16 protein-coding genes are annotated in these 16,814 nt (G+C 73.7%); 4 read left to right on the forward strand and 12 right to left on the reverse strand.

What is annotated here, in order from left to right; all coding sequences use genetic code 11:
- Nucleotide 1 precedes the first annotated feature (1 nt).
- From BT341_RS25350 to BT341_RS25380, 7 genes are read right to left on the reverse strand one after another with little or no spacing between them, the layout of a single operon-like run.
- A complete protein-coding gene (locus tag BT341_RS25350; RefSeq protein WP_072478654.1) occupies nt 2-346 on the reverse strand; it encodes a sodium:proton antiporter in 345 nt (114 codons plus the stop codon).
- Complete coding sequence (locus BT341_RS25355; RefSeq protein ID WP_072478655.1) at nt 343-1,077, reverse strand: MnhB domain-containing protein; 735 nt, start codon at nt 1,075-1,077, stop codon at nt 343-345. Before BT341_RS25355 ends, BT341_RS25350 begins: the two co-directional genes overlap by 4 nt.
- The gene (locus tag BT341_RS25360; RefSeq protein WP_072478656.1) at nt 1,074-1,310 is read right to left on the reverse strand and encodes a Na(+)/H(+) antiporter subunit B; all 237 of its coding nucleotides are present in this window, start codon (nt 1,308-1,310) and stop codon (nt 1,074-1,076) included. The genes BT341_RS25355 and BT341_RS25360 overlap by 4 nt, the downstream gene beginning before the upstream one ends.
- Nucleotides 1,307-1,606 (reverse strand): monovalent cation/H(+) antiporter subunit G, encoded by a 300-nt coding sequence (locus BT341_RS25365; protein WP_072478657.1) that lies wholly within the window; start codon nt 1,604-1,606, stop codon nt 1,307-1,309. The genes BT341_RS25360 and BT341_RS25365 overlap by 4 nt, the downstream gene beginning before the upstream one ends.
- The gene (locus BT341_RS25370) at nt 1,603-1,857 is read right to left on the reverse strand and encodes a hypothetical protein (protein WP_072478658.1); all 255 of its coding nucleotides are present in this window, start codon (nt 1,855-1,857) and stop codon (nt 1,603-1,605) included. The genes BT341_RS25365 and BT341_RS25370 overlap by 4 nt, the downstream gene beginning before the upstream one ends.
- Nucleotides 1,854-2,312, reverse strand: a complete 459-nt coding sequence (locus tag BT341_RS25375) for a Na+/H+ antiporter subunit E (protein WP_072478659.1) — start codon at nt 2,310-2,312, stop codon at nt 1,854-1,856. Before BT341_RS25375 ends, BT341_RS25370 begins: the two co-directional genes overlap by 4 nt.
- Before the next feature lie 39 nt (nt 2,313-2,351).
- Complete coding sequence (locus BT341_RS25380) at nt 2,352-3,611, reverse strand: cation:proton antiporter domain-containing protein (protein WP_072478660.1); 1,260 nt, start codon at nt 3,609-3,611, stop codon at nt 2,352-2,354.
- 179 nt (nt 3,612-3,790) lie between these two features.
- Between BT341_RS25380 and BT341_RS25385 the strand changes: the two genes are divergently transcribed.
- Together BT341_RS25385 and BT341_RS25390 are read left to right on the forward strand one after the other, a co-directional pair.
- Complete coding sequence (locus tag BT341_RS25385; protein WP_072478661.1) at nt 3,791-4,135, forward strand: hypothetical protein; 345 nt, start codon at nt 3,791-3,793, stop codon at nt 4,133-4,135.
- 38 nt (nt 4,136-4,173) lie between these two features.
- Entirely contained in the window at nt 4,174-5,520 is a 1,347-nt protein-coding gene (locus BT341_RS25390; protein WP_072478662.1) for a cytochrome P450, read from the forward strand.
- A 3-nt stretch (nt 5,521-5,523) separates the two neighbouring features.
- Here BT341_RS25390 and BT341_RS25395 read toward each other — a convergent pair whose 3' ends face one another.
- The 5 genes from BT341_RS25395 to BT341_RS25415 form a co-directional block, all read right to left on the reverse strand.
- Nucleotides 5,524-9,183 carry a family 78 glycoside hydrolase catalytic domain gene (locus BT341_RS25395; protein ID WP_072478663.1) on the reverse strand — a complete coding sequence of 1,220 codons (3,660 nt, stop codon included), beginning with the start codon at nt 9,181-9,183 and terminating at the stop codon, nt 5,524-5,526.
- Between the two features lie 245 nt (nt 9,184-9,428).
- Nucleotides 9,429-9,917 (reverse strand): hypothetical protein, encoded by a 489-nt coding sequence (locus tag BT341_RS25400; protein ID WP_072478664.1) that lies wholly within the window; start codon nt 9,915-9,917, stop codon nt 9,429-9,431.
- A 502-nt stretch (nt 9,918-10,419) separates the two neighbouring features.
- Nucleotides 10,420-10,809: a hypothetical protein gene (locus BT341_RS25405; protein WP_072478665.1), complete on the reverse strand. Its 390-nt coding sequence runs from the start codon at nt 10,807-10,809 to the stop codon at nt 10,420-10,422.
- Between the two features lie 90 nt (nt 10,810-10,899).
- A complete protein-coding gene (locus tag BT341_RS25410; protein ID WP_072478666.1) occupies nt 10,900-11,553 on the reverse strand; it encodes a response regulator in 654 nt (217 codons plus the stop codon).
- On the reverse strand, nt 11,550-12,644 hold the full coding sequence (locus BT341_RS25415; RefSeq protein ID WP_072478667.1) for a sensor histidine kinase: 1,095 nt from the start codon (nt 12,642-12,644) through the stop codon (nt 11,550-11,552). Before BT341_RS25415 ends, BT341_RS25410 begins: the two co-directional genes overlap by 4 nt.
- Nucleotides 12,645-12,782: 138 nt before the next feature.
- On the opposite strand from BT341_RS25415, the gene BT341_RS25420 reads away from it, so the two are divergent.
- Both BT341_RS25420 and BT341_RS25425 read left to right on the forward strand, forming a co-directional pair.
- Entirely contained in the window at nt 12,783-15,362 is a 2,580-nt protein-coding gene (locus tag BT341_RS25420) for a glycosyltransferase (RefSeq protein ID WP_072478668.1), read from the forward strand.
- Nucleotides 15,362-16,810 (forward strand): radical SAM protein, encoded by a 1,449-nt coding sequence (locus tag BT341_RS25425; protein ID WP_072478669.1) that lies wholly within the window; start codon nt 15,362-15,364, stop codon nt 16,808-16,810. Before BT341_RS25420 ends, BT341_RS25425 begins: the two co-directional genes overlap by 1 nt.
- The last annotated feature ends 4 nt before the right edge of the window (nt 16,811-16,814 follow it).

The raw sequence follows: 16,814 nt of genomic DNA on the forward strand, positions 1-16,814 counted from the left end.
CTCAGCCGCGCAGCGCGCGCAGCTCGTCGGGGTCGACCGTCCCGTGCCGCTTGGCGATCTGGATGGTCAGGGCGAGCAGCAGCGCGGTGATCGTCGCCGACACGACGATGTCGGTCAGCGTCATCGCCTGCACCATCGGGTCGACGACGGGCTGCCGCTGGTCCTGCGCCACGATCGGCGCACCGGCGTCGCGCTGGTAGCCGATGCCCAGCAGCAGCACGTACGTCCCGGCCTGGGCCACCGAGAGCGAGACGACGGTGTGGACGAGGTGCCTGCTGCGCACGATGCCCGCCGCGCCGGCCAGCAGCAGCCAGCCCGCGACGCAGTAGCAGGCGAGGCCGGTCACGTGCCCTCCGCCGGGATCAGGGCCTGGTCGAGGAACCGGGACAGCAGCACCACGAACCCGGCCGTCACCTCGATGCCGATCAGGACGCTCAGCACCGGCACGGTCCCGGCCGACAGCAGCGACCCGAACCGGCCCGTCGGCAGCACGTTGGCCAGGAACGCCCCGCCGGCGAGCAGCCCGGTGAGGCCGGTGACGACGTACAGGCCGGTCGCCGCCGCCTCGGCGTACTCGCACCAGTCGATCGGGCGCAGCCGCACGAGCGCCGGGTAGCTGCCGGAGACGTAGAGCAGGTGCCAGCCGGTGGCCAGCACGACGCCGCCCTGGAAGCCGCCGCCGGGGGTGAGGTGGCCGTGCGCCACCACGTCGATGCCGAGCAGCAGCGTCACCGGCAGGACGACGTAGCCGGCGAGCTTGACCACGGGCAGCACGTGCCCGTGCTGGGGCCGCAGCCGCTTCCGTTCCGCCGGGGACGGCTGCAGCAGCGACAGCGCGCCCACGACGGCCGCGGCGACGATCGTCTCCTCACCCAGCGTGTCCAGCGCGCGCAGGTCGAAGTTGACCGAAGACACCAGGTTCGGCGTCGCCCGCGCGATCGCGGCGGGCAGCGCGAGGTCGCGGTAGCCGTGCAGGGCGCCGCCGAACTCGGGCATCCGCAGGAACGCGGTGACGAGCAGCACGGCGACGCCGAGCACGCCGGCCGCGCCCAGCCACGTCCGCGCCCGCCGCGTCACCGCCCGCCCACCTTCCGGATCGTGAGCAGCACGATCAGCGGCACCACGGCCGAGCCGACGGCCAGCTCCGACAGCGCGACGTCCGGGGCCTGCAGCGTGACGAACAGCAGCGCCAGGCAGAGGCTGAACACCGAGAGCGTGATGGCCTGCCGCCGCGGGTCGGACGTGGCCACCACCGCGAACCCCGCGACGGCGACGAAGGCGAGGGCGACGAGCTGCAGGACCGTCGTCACGACGGCAGGTCCTCGTCGATGACGCCCTGCCGCCGCGCCTCGATCCGGCCGACGGCCGACTGCAGCACCGGGCCGGTCACGGCGAGCAGCACGGCGGTGAGCAGGATGGCGCCGGAGCCGAGGTTCCAGCCGTTGGCCAGCGCCAGGCCGAGCCCGACGAGCGGCGCGCCCAGCGTGGTCACCGGCGCGAGCAGGTGCAGCCGGTTGAGCAGCGTGCGCGCCCGCAGCATCGTGCCGGCCGAGACCACGACGACGGCGACGCCGGCGAACACGAGGATCTGCGCGGCCACGGTCATTCCGTCGTCCCCAGCAGCCGGATGAACACGAGGGTGCCGGCGAAGGCCAGCACGGTCAGCGCGAGCGGCAGGATCACCGCGCTGGACGGCCCGTAAGCCTGCACGAGCAGCAGCAGGGTCAGCACGGTGACCGGGCCGGCGAGCTGCAGCCCGGCGAGCCGCCCGACCGCGTCGCCCCGCGCGGCCAGCCACAGCGCCGGGCCGAGGCCGCCCGCCATGAGCAGCACCGCGGCGACCAGCCAGCCGGTCACCGGCGCACCTCGTCCAGCACCCGGGAGCCGCCGTCGAGCAGCCGGTGGACGACCAGCTCGCGGTCACCCGGCGGGGTGGCGACGACCATCGTCCCCGGCGTGCTGCCGACGACGACGGCCGCGCAGGCCGCCCGGGCGTCCTGCACCGCGCCCGGCTCGTCCGGCAGGCTCGCGGTGTCGAACCGGCCCGCCCGCGGGTGGCGCACCACCTCCGCCACGGCCCGCACCGACTCGCGGACGGCGGTGCCGGGCACGGCGAGCGGCCAGCGTGCCCACCGCGCCCGTGGCCGCCACGCCCCGCCGACGGCCCGGCGCGCGGCACGGGCGGCGAACGCGCACGGCACCGCGGCGACGCCCGCGGCCACGATCTCGGGCAGCGACGGCGTCGACAGCGTCAAGACCCACAGGCCGGTCAGGCCGGCCCACCACGGCAGCACCTCGGATGTCACCCGCACGCCACGCGGGATACCCCGTGGCCGGGCCCGCCAACCGGGTCAGCGGGCCGGCAGGTGGCCGCCCATCCGTTCGATCCGCTGGATCGCCGGCTCGGCGAGCACGCCGTGCACCACCACGGACACGGCGACGGCGAGCGCGCCGACCCGCCACAGCACGTCCTGGTGCGCGACGGGCAGCCGGTCGAGGGCGTAGGCGAGGTAGTAGAGCGTGCCGATGCCGCGGACGCCGAAGAAGGCGATCGCCAGCGTCGCGGGCCGCCCGGCCGACGACCCGAGCAGCGACACCCAGCCGATCACCGGCCGGACCACCAGCACGGCGACGACGGCGAGCACCACTTCCACGGGACGCAGCCCGCGCAGCAGCCCGTCGCCGATGGCGAGCCCGAGCCCCAGCAGCGCCAGTGGCACGAACAGCCGTTCGAGCTGGTGGCCGAAGGCGTGCAGGACGCCGTGGTACTCGTGCTCGCGCTCCTGCTTGCGCACCACGACGGCCGCGACGAACACGGCGGCGAACCCGTTGCCGTGGGCCAGTTCCGCCAGCGCGTAGGGCAGGAAGGCCAGCGCCAGCAGGACCAGCCCGTCGCCGTACTCGGCCAGCCGCAGCCGGTCGGAGGACGTGTGGAAGATCGCCCAGCCGAGCCCGCGCCCGGCGACCAGGCCGATCAGCACGCCGGTCACGACCGGCAGCAGCAGGTCCACCAGCACCCAGGACAGCTCGAGGCGGGGCCTGCTGCCCGCCATGGCCAAGCCCAGCAGGACGAACGGCATGGTCAGCCCGTCGTTCAGCCCGGCCTCGGTGGTCAGGGTGAAGCGGATTTCGTTGTCCCGCGCCAGTTCCGGCTCGACGTCCGGGTGCGGCACGCCGACGTCGCCCGCGAGCACCGGGTCGGTCGGCGCCAGCGCCGCGGCCAGCAGCAGCGCCACGCCGGGGGCGAGCGCGAGCCACCAGTGGCCGAGCGCGGCGATCACGAGGATCGACACCGGCATGGTCAGCGCGAGCAGCCGCCACGTCGAGCCCCAGCGTTTCAGGCCGAACGGGCGGTCGACCGACAGCCCCGCGCCGGCGAGCGCGACGAGGATGCCCAGCTGGGTGAAGGATTCCACGCCGTCGAGGTGGGCCGTGGGGTCGCTCCAGCCGTTGCCGTAGGGCGACGGGAGCGGCAGCAGGCCGAGGACGACGCCGGCGACGAGCATCACCAGGGGCACCGAGAACGGGCGGTCGGCGACGAGCTTCGGCACGATCGCCGCGGCGAGCGCGAGCAGGCCGGCCACTCCGAACAGCACCGTCAACGCCGACAACGTCCCCTCCTGCCCGCTCGTGCCGTGCCGCCGGGGCGGGAGTCCGCGCGCGGAGCCGGCCGAGCGTGGAGCCGGGTCCGCGGACGCACCGGGCGGCCGGATGCGGGGTAGCGTGGCCACCAGGTGCGTCGCGTCCCGGGTTCCCGGCAGGCGAGCGGCGAAACCGGTGAGGAGGCGGCGTGACGGCGGCGAACGGGGCCGGGCGGCCCTGCCGGTTCTGCGGCACGGTGCGCGGCCCGCGGGTCCCCGGCAAGGCCGGGCCGATCTGCGTGGACTGCGTCCGCGCCGGGCTGCGGGTGGTGCGCGACGGCGCGGACCGGGAGACGACGAGCGGGGACGTGCTGGCGGCGGTGACCTCGCCGCTGGCCGCCGTCTGCGAGTTCTGCGGCCGCCGGGAACGGCGGACGTTCCTCGGCCTGCGGCGCCCGCTGCTGCGGGTCGACTGCGCCGCGCGGGACGCGGTGATCTGCGTCGACTGCCTGGACCACGCCGGGGACGTGCTGAACCTCGCCCTGCGTCACTGAGCGTGTTTCCGGCGGGGGCCTTCGGGTAACCGGACGGCATGACGTCGACTCAGGTGACACGCCCGGTCCCGGCTTCGGTGGCCGAGACCCTGCGGGTCGCGGCCGAGGTGGTGCTGCCGGCCCTGGCGGGCGGGGTGATCAAGCGCCGTCCCGCGGCGATGGGGCTGGCCGGGAAGCTGCAGTTCGACCGTCCCGCGGTCAAGCTGCTCACGCGCCTGCGTGACCGGTACGACGGGCGGCCGCTGCGGCTGCGCGTGCCCGGCCGCTCGGTGGAGCTGGCACTCTCCGGCGACGACGTCGCGACGCTGCTCGCCGGCGCGCCGACGCCGTTCAGCCCGTCCACCAAGGAGAAGCGGGCCGCGCTGGGGCACTTCCAGCCGCACGGTGTGCTGATCTCCGACGCCGCCGACCGCCCGGCGCGCCGGCGGTTCACCGAAGCCGTGCTGGAGCCGGGCCGTCCGCTGCACGAGCTCGCGGCGCCGTTCGCCGCGGCCGTCGCGGACGAAGCGGCCGTGCTGCTCAGCGAAACCACGCGCGAGGACGAGCTGAACTGGGACACCTTCAACGTCGCGTGGTGGCGGCTCGTGCGGCGGATCGTGCTCGGGACCGGCGCGCGGGACGACGAGACGCTCACCGACCTGCTGGAACGGCTGCGGATCGACGCGAACTGGGCGTACCTGCACCCGCGGCGCAAGCAGGTGCACGCGCGGTTCCGCGAGCGGCTGGCCGCGCACCTCGGTCGCGCCGAACCCGGCAGCCTGGCGGCGGCGGTCGCCGAGGCCGGCGACGACGGCAGCGCCGCCGACCAGGTGGCGCACTGGCTGTTCGCCTTCGACGCGGCCGGCATGACGACCTACCGGACGCTGGCCCTCTTGGCCACGCATCCGGCGGCGCTGGAGCGCGCCCGCACGGACCTGGCCGGCCTCGACCTGGCCGAGCCGAACCAGCTGGGTTACCTGCGCGCCTGCGTGCTGGACACCGTCCGGCTGTGGCCGACCACCCCGATGATCCTGCGCGAGACGACGGAGGAGACGGCGTGGGGCCCGGCGGGCACGACGGTGCTGATCTTCGCGCCCTTCTTCCACCGTGACGCGAAGCTGCCCTACGCCGACCGCTTCGAGCCGGACATCTGGCTCGACGGCCGGGCGGCGGCCAGCCCGGCGCTGGTGCCGTTCAGCGCGGGACCGGCGATCTGCCCGGGCCGTGACCTCGTCCAGTTCTGCGCGAGCACGATGCTCGCGAACCTGGTGTCGGGCCACGCTTTCGAGCAGACGTCCGGGCCGGTACTGGCCCCCGACCGGCCGCTGCCGGCCACTTTGGACAACTTCCACCTGGAGTTCGCGGTGCGGCCGGTGCCGCCACGCGAAGGTGGCGGCACCGGCTGATCGTCAGGCCCGCGCGGTGAAGACGTACGAACCCGCGGGCACGAAGAACGTCCCCGGCGCGGACGGCACCGCTTCCGGCGGCGCGGCGACCGACCCCGGCTGCGAGGTCGGCACCTGCACCGTCGCCGAAGTCCCGGCCGGGACGGTCACCCGCAGCGTCAGCTGCCCGCCCGTGATCGACCAGTCGCTGACCGCCGCGCCGTACGGGGTTTCGTACGCCGACTTCGCCGACGTCAGCCCGCCGCCCGGCCGCGGCGCCACCAGCAGCGACGCGTAGCCCGGGGACGCGGGCGACAGGCCGCCGACCGAGCGGTAGAGGAAGTCGCCCACCGAGCCGAGACCGTAGTGGTTGAACGAGTTCATCCCGGGGTCGTTGAACGTGCCGTCCGGCTTGATGCCGTCCCAGCGCTCCCAGATCGTCGTCGCGCCGCGCCCGATCATGTAGCCCCAGCCGGGGAAGTCCGGCTGCAGGAGCACCTGGTACGCGACGTCGGCGTGGCCGTGCGCGGCCAGCACCGGCAGCAGGTTCTCCACGCCGAGGAACCCGACGCTGAGGTGCCCGCCGGCCGCCGCGACCCGGGCGGCGAGCTTGTCCGCCGCCGGCTGGACCCGGTCTTCTGGCAGCAACCCGAACGCCAGTGCCAGCACGTATGCGGTCTGGGAACCGGCGCCGACCGTGCCGTCCGCCGCGACGAACCGGCGGGTGAAGGCGGCGGCGACCTGGTCGGCGAGCGTCCCGTACTGCACCGCCTCGGCCGGGTGCCCGGTGGCCGCGGCCATCCGTGACACGAGCCGGGACGACCAGGCGAAGAACGCCGTCGAGATCAGGTCCTGCGCGGTGCTGTCGTTGACGTTGAGCCAGTCCCCGTAGGTCGGGTGGTCGCGGATCAGGTCGGCACCGGAGGTCGAGCGCAGGTACTCCACCCACTTCACCATCGCGGCGAAGTGCTCGTCGATCACGGCGGTGCCGCCGTACCGCTGCCACAGCGTGTAGGGCACGATGACGCCGGCGTCGCCCCAGCCCGCGGTGCCGGAGCCGCCCAGCACGCCGGGCGCGACGTCGGTGAACGACCCGTCGTCGTGCTGCGCGTCGACCAGGTCGTCACTGAACTTGCCGAGGAAGTTGGCGACGTCGAGGTTGAAGGTCGAGGTACCGGCGAAGATCCCGATGTCGCCGGTCCAGCCGAGCCGCTCGTCGCGTTGCGGGCAGTCGCTCGGGATGGCGAGCATGTTCGAGCGCTCGCCCCAGACGATGTTGTGCTGCAGCTGGTCGACCAGCGCGTTCGACGTCGTGAAGGTGCCGGTCCGGGCGCCGGAGGTCCACATCGCCCGCCCGGTGAGGGTGGCCGCGGTGGGGGCCGAGGGCAGCCCGGTCAGCTCGACGTACCGGTAACCGTGCACGGTGAACCGCGGCTCGTACGTCTCGGCACCGCCGGTGCCGGCCAAGGTGAACCGGTCGGTGGCCTGCGCCGCGCGCAGGTTCGCCGTGTAGATCGTGCCGTCGGGGTTGAGGACCTCGGCGTGGCGCATGGTCACCGTGGTGCCGGCCGGGCCGGTCACCGCCAGCCGGTTCCAGCCGCTGAAGTTCTGGCCGAGGTCGGCCACCCAGACCCCCGGCTTCGGCTGGGTCCAGGCGACCGGCTTGAACTCCTGCTGCACCGTGACGCCGTTGTCCACCTGGGACACCAGGTTCGGCTTGGCGCCGCTGCCGATCCGGGGCGCCGCCCAGCCGCGGTCGTCGAAGCCGGGCCGGTCCCAGCCCGCCGCCGCGAGCCGCGCGTCGTAGGTTTCGCCCTGGTAGAGGTCGTCGGCGCGGATCGGGCCGTCCCCGGCTTTCCAGGTGCCGTCGGTGGCGATCGTGGTGCTCGTGCCGTCGGTGAACGTCAGCCGCAGCTGCGCCGAGTACCACGGCTCGGTGCCGTACTTCCGGCTGCCGGCGATGCCGATGCTCCCGGAGTACCAGCCGTTGCCGACCAGCGCGCCCAGGACGTTCTCGCCCGCGCGGATCTGCCCGGTGACGTCAGAAACGCGGTACTGCAGGCGTTTCGTGTAGTCGGTCCAGCCGGGGGCGAGGACCTCGGAGCCGACCTTGGCGCCGTTGAGGCGGGTCTCCTGCAGGCCGAGCGCGGTGGTGAGCAGGCGGGCGCTCGCGACCGGCTTCGTCACCGTGAAGCTCTTGCGCAGCAGGGGAGCGGGGGCACTGACCGCGACGTCCGCACCCCACGGCCCGCTGCCGTACGCGGTCAGCGCCCGTGCGGCCGGCCAGGTCGTGTCGTCGAAGCCGCGCTGCTGCCAGCCCGCCGGCCCGGTCTGGCTCGCCTTCCACGAGCCGTCCGTCACGACGGACTGTCCACCTTGGACGGTCAGCTTGGCGATCGCCCCCGCCGGGCTCTGCGTGGTGTTCTCCGTGCTGACCGCGATGGTGTTCGTACCGGCGGTCAGCAGGGCGCCGACGTCGAGGACGGCTGCGGTCTTCCAGGAGTCGGTGACCCGCGGCGAGTCGCTGACCTGCGTGCCGTTGACCCAGACGGTCGCGGTGTCGTCGCCGGTCACCACGAGCGTGGCCTTCGGCGGCGCGGCGGCGAGGTCGAAGGTCTTCCGGAAGAACCGGGTCGAGGGCGGCACGCCGCCGAGCGGATCGCCTTCGGGGAACCAGATCCAGCTCGCCCCGGCGAGGTCGGGCCCGGCCGTGGCGCGGCCGAGGAACGCGCCGGTCCATTCGGCGGCCGGGTCGCGCAGGGCGGTTTCGAAGCGCTGCACCGGGCTCCAGCCGCTCATCCGGCCCTGGCCGTCCCAGACCCGGACCTTCCACGTGTAGGCGGTGAGCGAGGCGAGCGCCGGCCCGCCGTAGGCGACGTCGGCCTGCTGCGCGGAGGTGACGCGGCCGCTGTCCCAGACGTCGGTCCCGCCGCCGGACACCACGATCTGGTACGCCGACTGCCGTTGCTGCGGAGCCGCCGACGCCAGCTTCCAGCCGAACCGCGGCCGCGCCGGGTCGACGCCGAGGGGGTCGGCCCGGTTCCCGACCGTGGCACTGGCGACCGACAGCGGTGTCTTGTCCGAGGGGCCCGGCGCGGTGACGCCGGTGCCCCACGGCGCCGTGCCGTACGTGCCGAGGTCGGCGGCCGCGGGCCAGCCGCCGTCGGCGAAACCGGGCTGTTCCCAGCCTTCCGGCGCGGTGGTGGCGCTCTTCCAGCCGGACCCGGTGGTCACGTCGGTGCTGCCCGAGGCGGTCGTCACCCGCAGGTGCCCGAGCAGGCCCGCCGGACCGCCGGTGTTGCGGACGGCGACGGCGAGCGTGTTGCCGCCCGGCACCAGCGCGGGCCGCAGGTCGACCCCGAGCGCGGAGCGCCACGAGTCCGCGGTGCGGGCCGAGGAGGCGAGTGGCTTGCCGTTGAGCCAGACGTCTGCGGTGTCGTCGCCGGCGACGACGAACCGGGCGTCGCTGACCGCGCCGGCGGGAACGGTGAAGGTGGTGCGGAAGTACCGGGTCGCGGCCGGCGCGGAGACGCGGGCGTCGCCTTCCGGGTACCAGATCCAGTGCGCGCCGGCGAGGTCGGGCGGTGGGGCGGCGCCGGCGGGCGGCACCGCCGCGGCGGAGAGGGCCAGGATCGCGGCGAGCGTGGTGGTGGTGGTCGCGCGCCAGCGTTTCGAGGGCAGCATCACGAGCTCCCTTACGGCGGGGGACGAGCGGGATTTAAACGTTTCAAGCAAACGTGACACGTGACTGTAATCACAAACCCACACGTTGGCAATACTCCACCGGGGCGCCGAGTCGGTGAACCGCTTCGACAGCAGTGGTGGCCCTGAAACGGTTCAGGGCCTCCTGCTCCCTCTGGCCGGGTCAGGCGCCCCGGTGCCGTTTCCGCGGCCGGACGGCCACTGTGACCGCCGAGCGCCCAGCAGGATCAGCACACCACGGGCACCGCCGTGGGCAGCCACAGCCACGCCCGGCCTTCGAAGCGGACGCCGTCGGGGGGGGGGGGGGGGGGGGGCAGCTCCAGGACCTTCGCCGTCCAGCGCGCCGTCGCGACGCCGGTGCGGCGCGAAAGGGCGCTCACCGCGGAGTCGTACGGGAACCCGGGCCGGTCGTGGACGTACTCGGGCGCCGGGCCGCCGGGCGGCGGGGTAACTCCGCGCGCCGCGCCGGGCACGAGCAGCCGGGCGAGATCCGGCGCCGCGGCCAGGCTCGCGCGGGGCGGGAACGTCAGCCCGTGCCGCGACCGGACGGGGCCGCGGCCGGCGCTGAGCGAGAGCGTGCGGGACGACAGCGACTGACCCTGCGTGTCGAAGATCGACGCGAGCTCGATCTCGCCGGCGCCGTCGGCGAGCAGCACGCCGATCTCGTCCGGGTTCCAGCGGAAAGCGGCGTTGACGATCGCGGCCGCGTCCGGCATCGACGCCGGAGCCGTCAGCCGATCGCCGTCGCGGCGCCCGCGGCTTCGCGCCCGGCCGGCCGTTCGACCCAGTGCAGCGTGCCGTCGATGCCGGAGAGGATGCCGGCGGTTCGTCGACGACGTCGCCGTCGTCGACGAACCGCCGGTTCCGCAGCCAGTGCACGGCGGGGTAGTCGGCGGCCCAGCTGTCGACCTTCAGCCAGTGCGCGGTGGCCGGCCGTCGGTCGAGCGGGCCGGCGGACGCGAGCACTCCGGCGCCGTTACAGACGCCGAGCAGCTTCGCGCCGCGGGCGGCCTGCGTCCGCAGCCACGTGGTGACCGGCTCGGTGCCGGCCTCGCCGACGTCCGGCAGGGCGGGTACGACGACGAGGTCCGGTGCCTCCGGGTCGGGCCGGGGGAGTACAGCGCTCCGAAGGCCGACAGCGCCGAGACCGTCGCGCCGGCAGCCGGGACGAGCAGGACGGCGAGCCAGAGCGCGACGCGCTTGAGGACGGTCCGCACGTCAGTGCCAGTATTCGGCGCGGCGCCACACCATGGCGGCGAGCATCAGCGGGAACATCACCACGTGCCCGGTGCCCATCACCGTCGCGCCGTCGACCGCCCCGAACCAGTACGGGACCAGCAGCGCGGCGAACGGCAGGTACATCACGGCGGCCATCTCGGCGATCCGCGGCCACGAGTGGCGGCGCAGCAGCATCGCCGCGGTCATCGCGACGGTCATGTCCGTGGCCATCACGAGGGCGCCGGCGTCCGGGCGGACCAGCCAGGACGGCGGCCACAGCGGCTGCAGCACCACCATCCCGACGAGCATGGCGGCGACCATTTCGGCGTAGTGGCTGGTGAACCGGGCGAGCTTGCGGGTGGTGCTCCGGGGCGGTGCGGTGGTGGTCATGGGTCCCTCCAGGGTTGCTCCCGGACGAGGATCCCGGGTGCCTGCCGTGCCTTGACGTGCCGGAAGTCACGACCCGGGTCATGTGACCGTTCAGAACAGCCCGAGGTCGCGGGCGCGCAGCGCGGCCTGGGTGCGGTCACGGGCGCCGAGCTTGCCGAGCACGTTCGTCACGTGGTTCTTCACCGTGCCCTCGGCCAAGAACAGCTTCGCGGCGATCTCCCGGTTGCTGCGGCCGTCCGCGAGCAGGCGCAGCACGTCGAGCTCCCGCTCCGACAACGGCACCACCAGCGGCTGCGGACGCGGCCCCGGCGCGTCGGGCAGCTGCACGAACCGCGCGACCACCTTCGCGGCGACGGACGGCTGCAGCACCGACTCCCCGCGCGCGGCGGCGACCACCGCTTCGACCAGCCTGGCCGACGAGACGTCCTTGAGCAGGTACCCGACCGCACCCGCGCGTAGAGCGGCGAAGACGTCCTCGTCGTCGTCGAACGTGGTCAGCGCGATGACCCGGACACCGGGGTGCTCCAGGCGCAGCCGCCGGGTCGCCGCGACCCCGTCGAGGACCGGCATGCGCAGGTCCATCAGGACGACGTCGGGCGCCAGCGCGGCGGCGCGGCGCAGGGCTTCGTCGCCGTCGCCCGCCTCGCCGACGACCTCGATGCCGTCGTTGGTGGCCAGCAACGTGGCGAGGGCTTCGCGGAACAGCGCCTGGTCGTCGACGAGCAGGACGCGGACCGGCGTCATCGCGGAACCTCCATGCGCAGCGTGCTGCCTTCGCCCGGCGCCGAGGTGAATTCGAGCGTGCCCCCGAGGTGCGCGGCGCGTTCCTGCAGTCCCAGCAGGCCGAACCCCGTCGTCCGGCCGCCGTCCGTGCCGGCGCCGTCGTCACGGACCTCGACCCGCACCGAGCCGCCGGTGTAGTCCAGCACGACGTCGGCGCGTCCGGCCGACGCGTGCTTGCGGACGTTCGTCAGTCCTTCCTGCGCCGCCCGGTAGAGCGCCTCGCGGTGCTCTTCCGGCAGGTCTCGTTCGACGCCGGACACCGTCAGCCCGGCCGGCACCCCGGCGGCGGAGGTCTCGGCGACCAGTGCCTGCAGCGCTTCCGGCAGCGGCGGCGCCGACCGCGGTTCGCGCAACGCCGTGACCGAGCGGCGCACCTCGGCCAGGGCGGCCTCGGCCTGTTCCTGCGCCTTCGCCAGGACTTCGTCGGCCTTGGCCGGATCGGTCGGCAGCACCGCCCGCGCGGCCTTGACCTGCATCTGGACGACGGTCAGCGCATGCCCGAGCCCGTCGTGGATGTCGCGCGCGACGCGGTTGCGCTCCTGCGCGGTCGCCAGCCGTTCCGCCTGGGCGGCGTAACCGCGCAGCTTCCCGTGGGCCTCGGCGAGTTCGCCGCGGGAGCGCTGTTCGCGCAGCAGCAGTTCGGTGATCACCGCCGCGAACAGCACGGAAACGAGCGTGCCGAGCCCTTCCCGCAAGCCCTCGCCGAGCGACATCCCGAGGTGCACCAGCGGCACCACGGCGATGACGAGCGCGATCACCGGCAGCGGCAGCCGCAGCAGCACGCACTGGCTGACCAGTACCACGAGGAACAGCGTCGTCCCGACCCCGGCGTCGATCGTGAACGTCACGAAGGCCAGCGGCAGCGCCACGACGACGTACGCGGCCGCCCACGCCCGGCCGCCCCGGGTCCGCACCCAGCCGAAGCCGGCGATGGCCAGCGCCGCGAAGACCGCGCCGAGCACGAGGGCGGCCACGGGCTCCCCGGAGCCGAGGACCCCGAGCACGATCGAGAGGAAGGCGCCGCAGGTCAGCACCCCGAGGGCCCGGTTCACGGTGTCACTCTGGGGGTTCCGGCGTCCGCGGTCAACCACTCCCGCGGAAGGGAAAGCGCTCTCCGTTCGCCCGGCCACGTCCCGGCGAAGCCCGTAGGGTGGAACCGGCGGCGAAGCCGAGACGGGAGTCCGACATCGATGTCAGTCCTCTGGGGCGTGTCTTTCGACGCGACGGCGCTGTCCGGGGTCGTGGTCGAGTTCCTCAAGACGGCGGGCCGGCTCGCCGGGCGGCGGGTGCACCTCGATCTGGGCTACGACATCAAAACCGACAAGGGCGCGTTCTTCCGCCCTTACCGCGACGAAGCCGGGCTGCTGCCCGGCTGGGTCACGCTCGACCGCGTCGCGGGTACCGGCGAAATCCGCGGGTACGACCGGGCGTTCGCCGAGCGGGTCCTGCGGGAGTTCGTCCAGGGCGGGGACGGCAGGCTGTGGCCGGAGATCGACCGGATCGCCGGCGAGCTGGCCGGGAAGATCGTCGCCACGTGGGAACGTCTCGGCGTCACGATGGTGATGGTGGAGAACGGGACCCTGCCGGAGAACGTCACCTACACCGAAGCGCTCTACCGGGCGATCGACCGCTACGGCGGCCGCCACCGGCTCGGCCGGTTCGTCTTCTGGCGCGACCACGACCTGATGTGGCAGAGCGAGCCGGGGATCGCCAAGTACGGCCGGTTCCCGTACCCGGGCGTCCCCGCGCCGCGGAACTCGCCGCACATCCACTACTTCGCGCTGCACGAGCACGCGAAAGCCGAGACGCTGCGGTGGGTGCCGGACCTGCGGAACATCGACGTGCTGCCCAACGCGTTCACCATCGCGCCGGCGCGGATCGACGGGCGCAACGCGGGCTTCCGGCGCGACCACGGAATTCCCGGCGACGTCCCGCTGCTGGCCCGGATCACGCGGATCATCCCGCAGAAGCGCCTCGACCGGGACCTCCACCTGCTCGCGCTGCTGCCCGGCGTCTGGCTGTTCGTCGCCGGCGACACCGCCGAAGCGCCTGCCGAGCACGCGCGCCTCGTGCGGCTCGCGACCCGGCTCGGCGTCCGCGACCGCGTCGTGTTCGGCGGCTGGCTCACCCCGTACGACACGACCGTGCCCGGCCGGTACTCGGTGCGCGACCTGCTCGCGCACGCGACCGTCGTGTCCTTCCTGACCTCCTACGACTACGAGAGCTACGGCAACCCGGTGAGCGAGGCGATCGCGTCCGGGACGCCGTACATCACCAGCGGATACGAGCTGTACGACGTCGTCTACGGCCGCGCGGGGTTCCGCGCGCCGGTACTGGACATCCGGGCCCGGGACCTGCCGGACGAGCCGTTCGCGCGGGAAGTGGCCGAGCTGATCACCGACGAAGGGAAACGAGCCGAAGTGGTGCGGGCGAACTCCGAACTCGGGCGGGCGCGCTTCGGCGCCGACGTCGTCGGCGACCTGGTCGAGCGGCTCTACCCGCCGCCGATGGGGGCGGGCACGCGGCTGAGCGTCGTGCTGCCGGTCTACAACGAGGCCGCGAACCTGCCGGAGGTCCTGCGCACGCTGCACGACCAGCGCGACGGCGACGGGCCGCTCGACAAGAGCCGCTACGAAGTCGTCCTGGTGGACAACAACTCCACCGACGACACCGTCGCCGTCGCGCACGCCTTCGCGGCCGACCACCCCGATCTGGCGCTGCACGTCGTCCACGAGGCCGAGCAGGGCGTCTCGTGCGCGCGGCGGGCGGGCATGGACTTCGCCGCGGCGCGCAGCCGGAACCGGCCCGACACCGACCCGGGCGAGCGGTTCTACCTCGTCTCGGCCGACGCCGACTGCCGGGTGGACGCGCACTGGCTGGGCGAGCTGTTCGCCGCGATGGAGGCGAGCAAGGCGGCGATCGGCGTCTGCGACTACTACTACGACGCCGGACACTTCACCGGGCGCCCGCGCCTGTGGGACGCCATCCGGAAGACCCTGCGGTGCCGTGCCGTCACGTTCTCGCTGTTCGGCGGCTTCCCGGACGGCAAGGGCTTCGCCGTCGAGCGCGACGCCTACGAGCGCGCCGGCGGTATCGAGATCTTCTACCAGCTGCGGGACGGCGAGTTCGTCAGCCACCTCTCCGACGACTGGGACTTCGGCATCAAGGTCGCGTGCGGCGGCGACGCGATCACCTACGCCCCGCGTTCGCGGGTCGAGATCAACCCCCGCCGCGTCGACCACGCCATCGACGAGGTCATCGCGGGCCGGGCCTACGGCTCCGGCGGCACCATCGTCATGCGGGACATCCGGCCGTCCGCGCCCGCGGCCGTCACCGACCTCACCGAGGCCGAGGCACGCCAGGCGTGGGAGTTCTCGATCAAGGACTTCACACCGAAGAACACGATCCTGCCGGTGCTGCTGACTCCGGCGCTGCTGGCGGACGACGCCGTCGTCGCGTTCTTCGGCCCGGACCTCGCCGCCCGGCTGGCCCGGCGGATCGCCGAGATCCGCGACGAGATGCGCGTCCTCGACTTCACCCCGATCCACGCCTACAAGACGCCGTCGTACCGGCTGTACTTCGAGTTCGCCGACGAGCTGTTCGCGTGCCTGCGCCGCCACGTCGGCGAGGACATCGGCTTCCCGCCGCCGCTGCCGCCCTGCCTGGCGAAGGTCCCGCCGGAGCGGTTCACCGAGTTCGTCCGCTACTACTGCGAGGACCGCGAGTCCGGCGAGGCCCACGACTACTTCGGCAACGGAGGGGTGTTCTGATGACCTCCGCCTACGAGGAGGCGATCGGCTCGCTGCACGCGCTCGACCCCGCGTGGCCGCGTCCCGCCGTGCTCGACGTCCTCGAAGCCCCGGAGAACCGGCACCTGCTGGACTTCGTGCGGGAGGACCCGTTCGGCGCGCACGTGTTCCCGGGCAACGTGCCCGGCACGCCCGCGGACTTCCTCCGCGACCTGGACGCGCAGCTGGCGTCGTGCGGGCCGATCCACCTGTGGTCCTACATCCCGACGTGCGCCTACCGCTGCCGCTTCTGCCAGTACCCGGTGGTGCTCGTCAAGGGCAACCCGGAAGTCGCGTACGACAAGGCGAAACGCTGGGTCGACCTCAACATCCGCGAAGCGCGGTCGTGGCTCGACGCGGTGCCGAACCTGCGCGACGCCGAGGTCGGGGAGTTCAACGTCTTCGGCGGGACGCCGTCCCTGCTGCCGGAGCCGGAGATCCGCCGCCTCCTGGACTTCTACCGCACGCACTTCGGGTTCACCGCCGGGACCACGATCCGGTTCGAGGGCGACCCCAGCACGTTCACCCCGGCCAAGCTCGAGCTGCTGCGGGAGCTGGGCTGCACCAAGCTGTCCAGCGGCGTCCAGTCCTTCGACGACCACGTGCTGCGGCTGTGCGGCCGCGAGCACACGGCCGCGATGTGCGTGGACTTCGTGCGCAACGCGCAGCGTGCCGGGTTCGAGTGGATCAGCGTCGACCTGATGTACGGCCTGCTCGACCAGAGCGTCGGCAGCGTGCGCCGCGACCTGGACCTCGTGCTGGAGAACGAGGTCACGGCCGTGGTCTGCACGAAGCTGCACCTGGCCTCCTACCGCGATACGCGCACCGGCGTCACCGGCGAGAAGCCCGCCGCGTGGCAGCTGCCGTCCTACCGGGACAAGCTGGTGCGCGACGGCCACCGCTGGCCGGCGCTCGGCGAGCAGTACCAGATGCGGGAGCTGCTCACCGAAGGACTGCGCGCGGCCGGCTACACCGAGCACCCGACGATGTACTTCGCCCGCGCCGGTCTGGGGCCCGAGAAGTGGAAGGCCATCATGGTCGACCAGGACAAGCAGGAACCGGAGGTCGCGATCGGGCTGGGCGGCAGCTCCAGCTGCCGGGCGTCGGAGGCGATCACGGACGTCGACCCGAAGCGGTACGCCGGAACCGTCGAGGCGGGCCGCATCCCGCTCGGATCGGCGACGCGGTTCACCCCCGATGCGCAGGAGGCCCGGGCGGTGAAGATGGCGCTGACGACGTTGCGGCCGGTGCGCGATGCCCTGCACGCCGCGCGGTTCCCGGGGCGTTCGCTGTTCGCGGAACCGTGGCTGGGCAAGTTCCGCTCGCTGGCCGCGCGGGGTCTCGTCCGGCTGCGGCCGGAAGCCGGCGTGATCGAGCTGACGCCCGCCGGTGAGGTCCTGGTCGAGGCGATCATCACCACCGAGCTCTGAGGGC

The sequence above is a fragment of the Amycolatopsis australiensis genome (assembly GCF_900119165.1).
Lineage (GTDB): Bacteria > Actinomycetota > Actinomycetes > Mycobacteriales > Pseudonocardiaceae > Amycolatopsis > Amycolatopsis australiensis.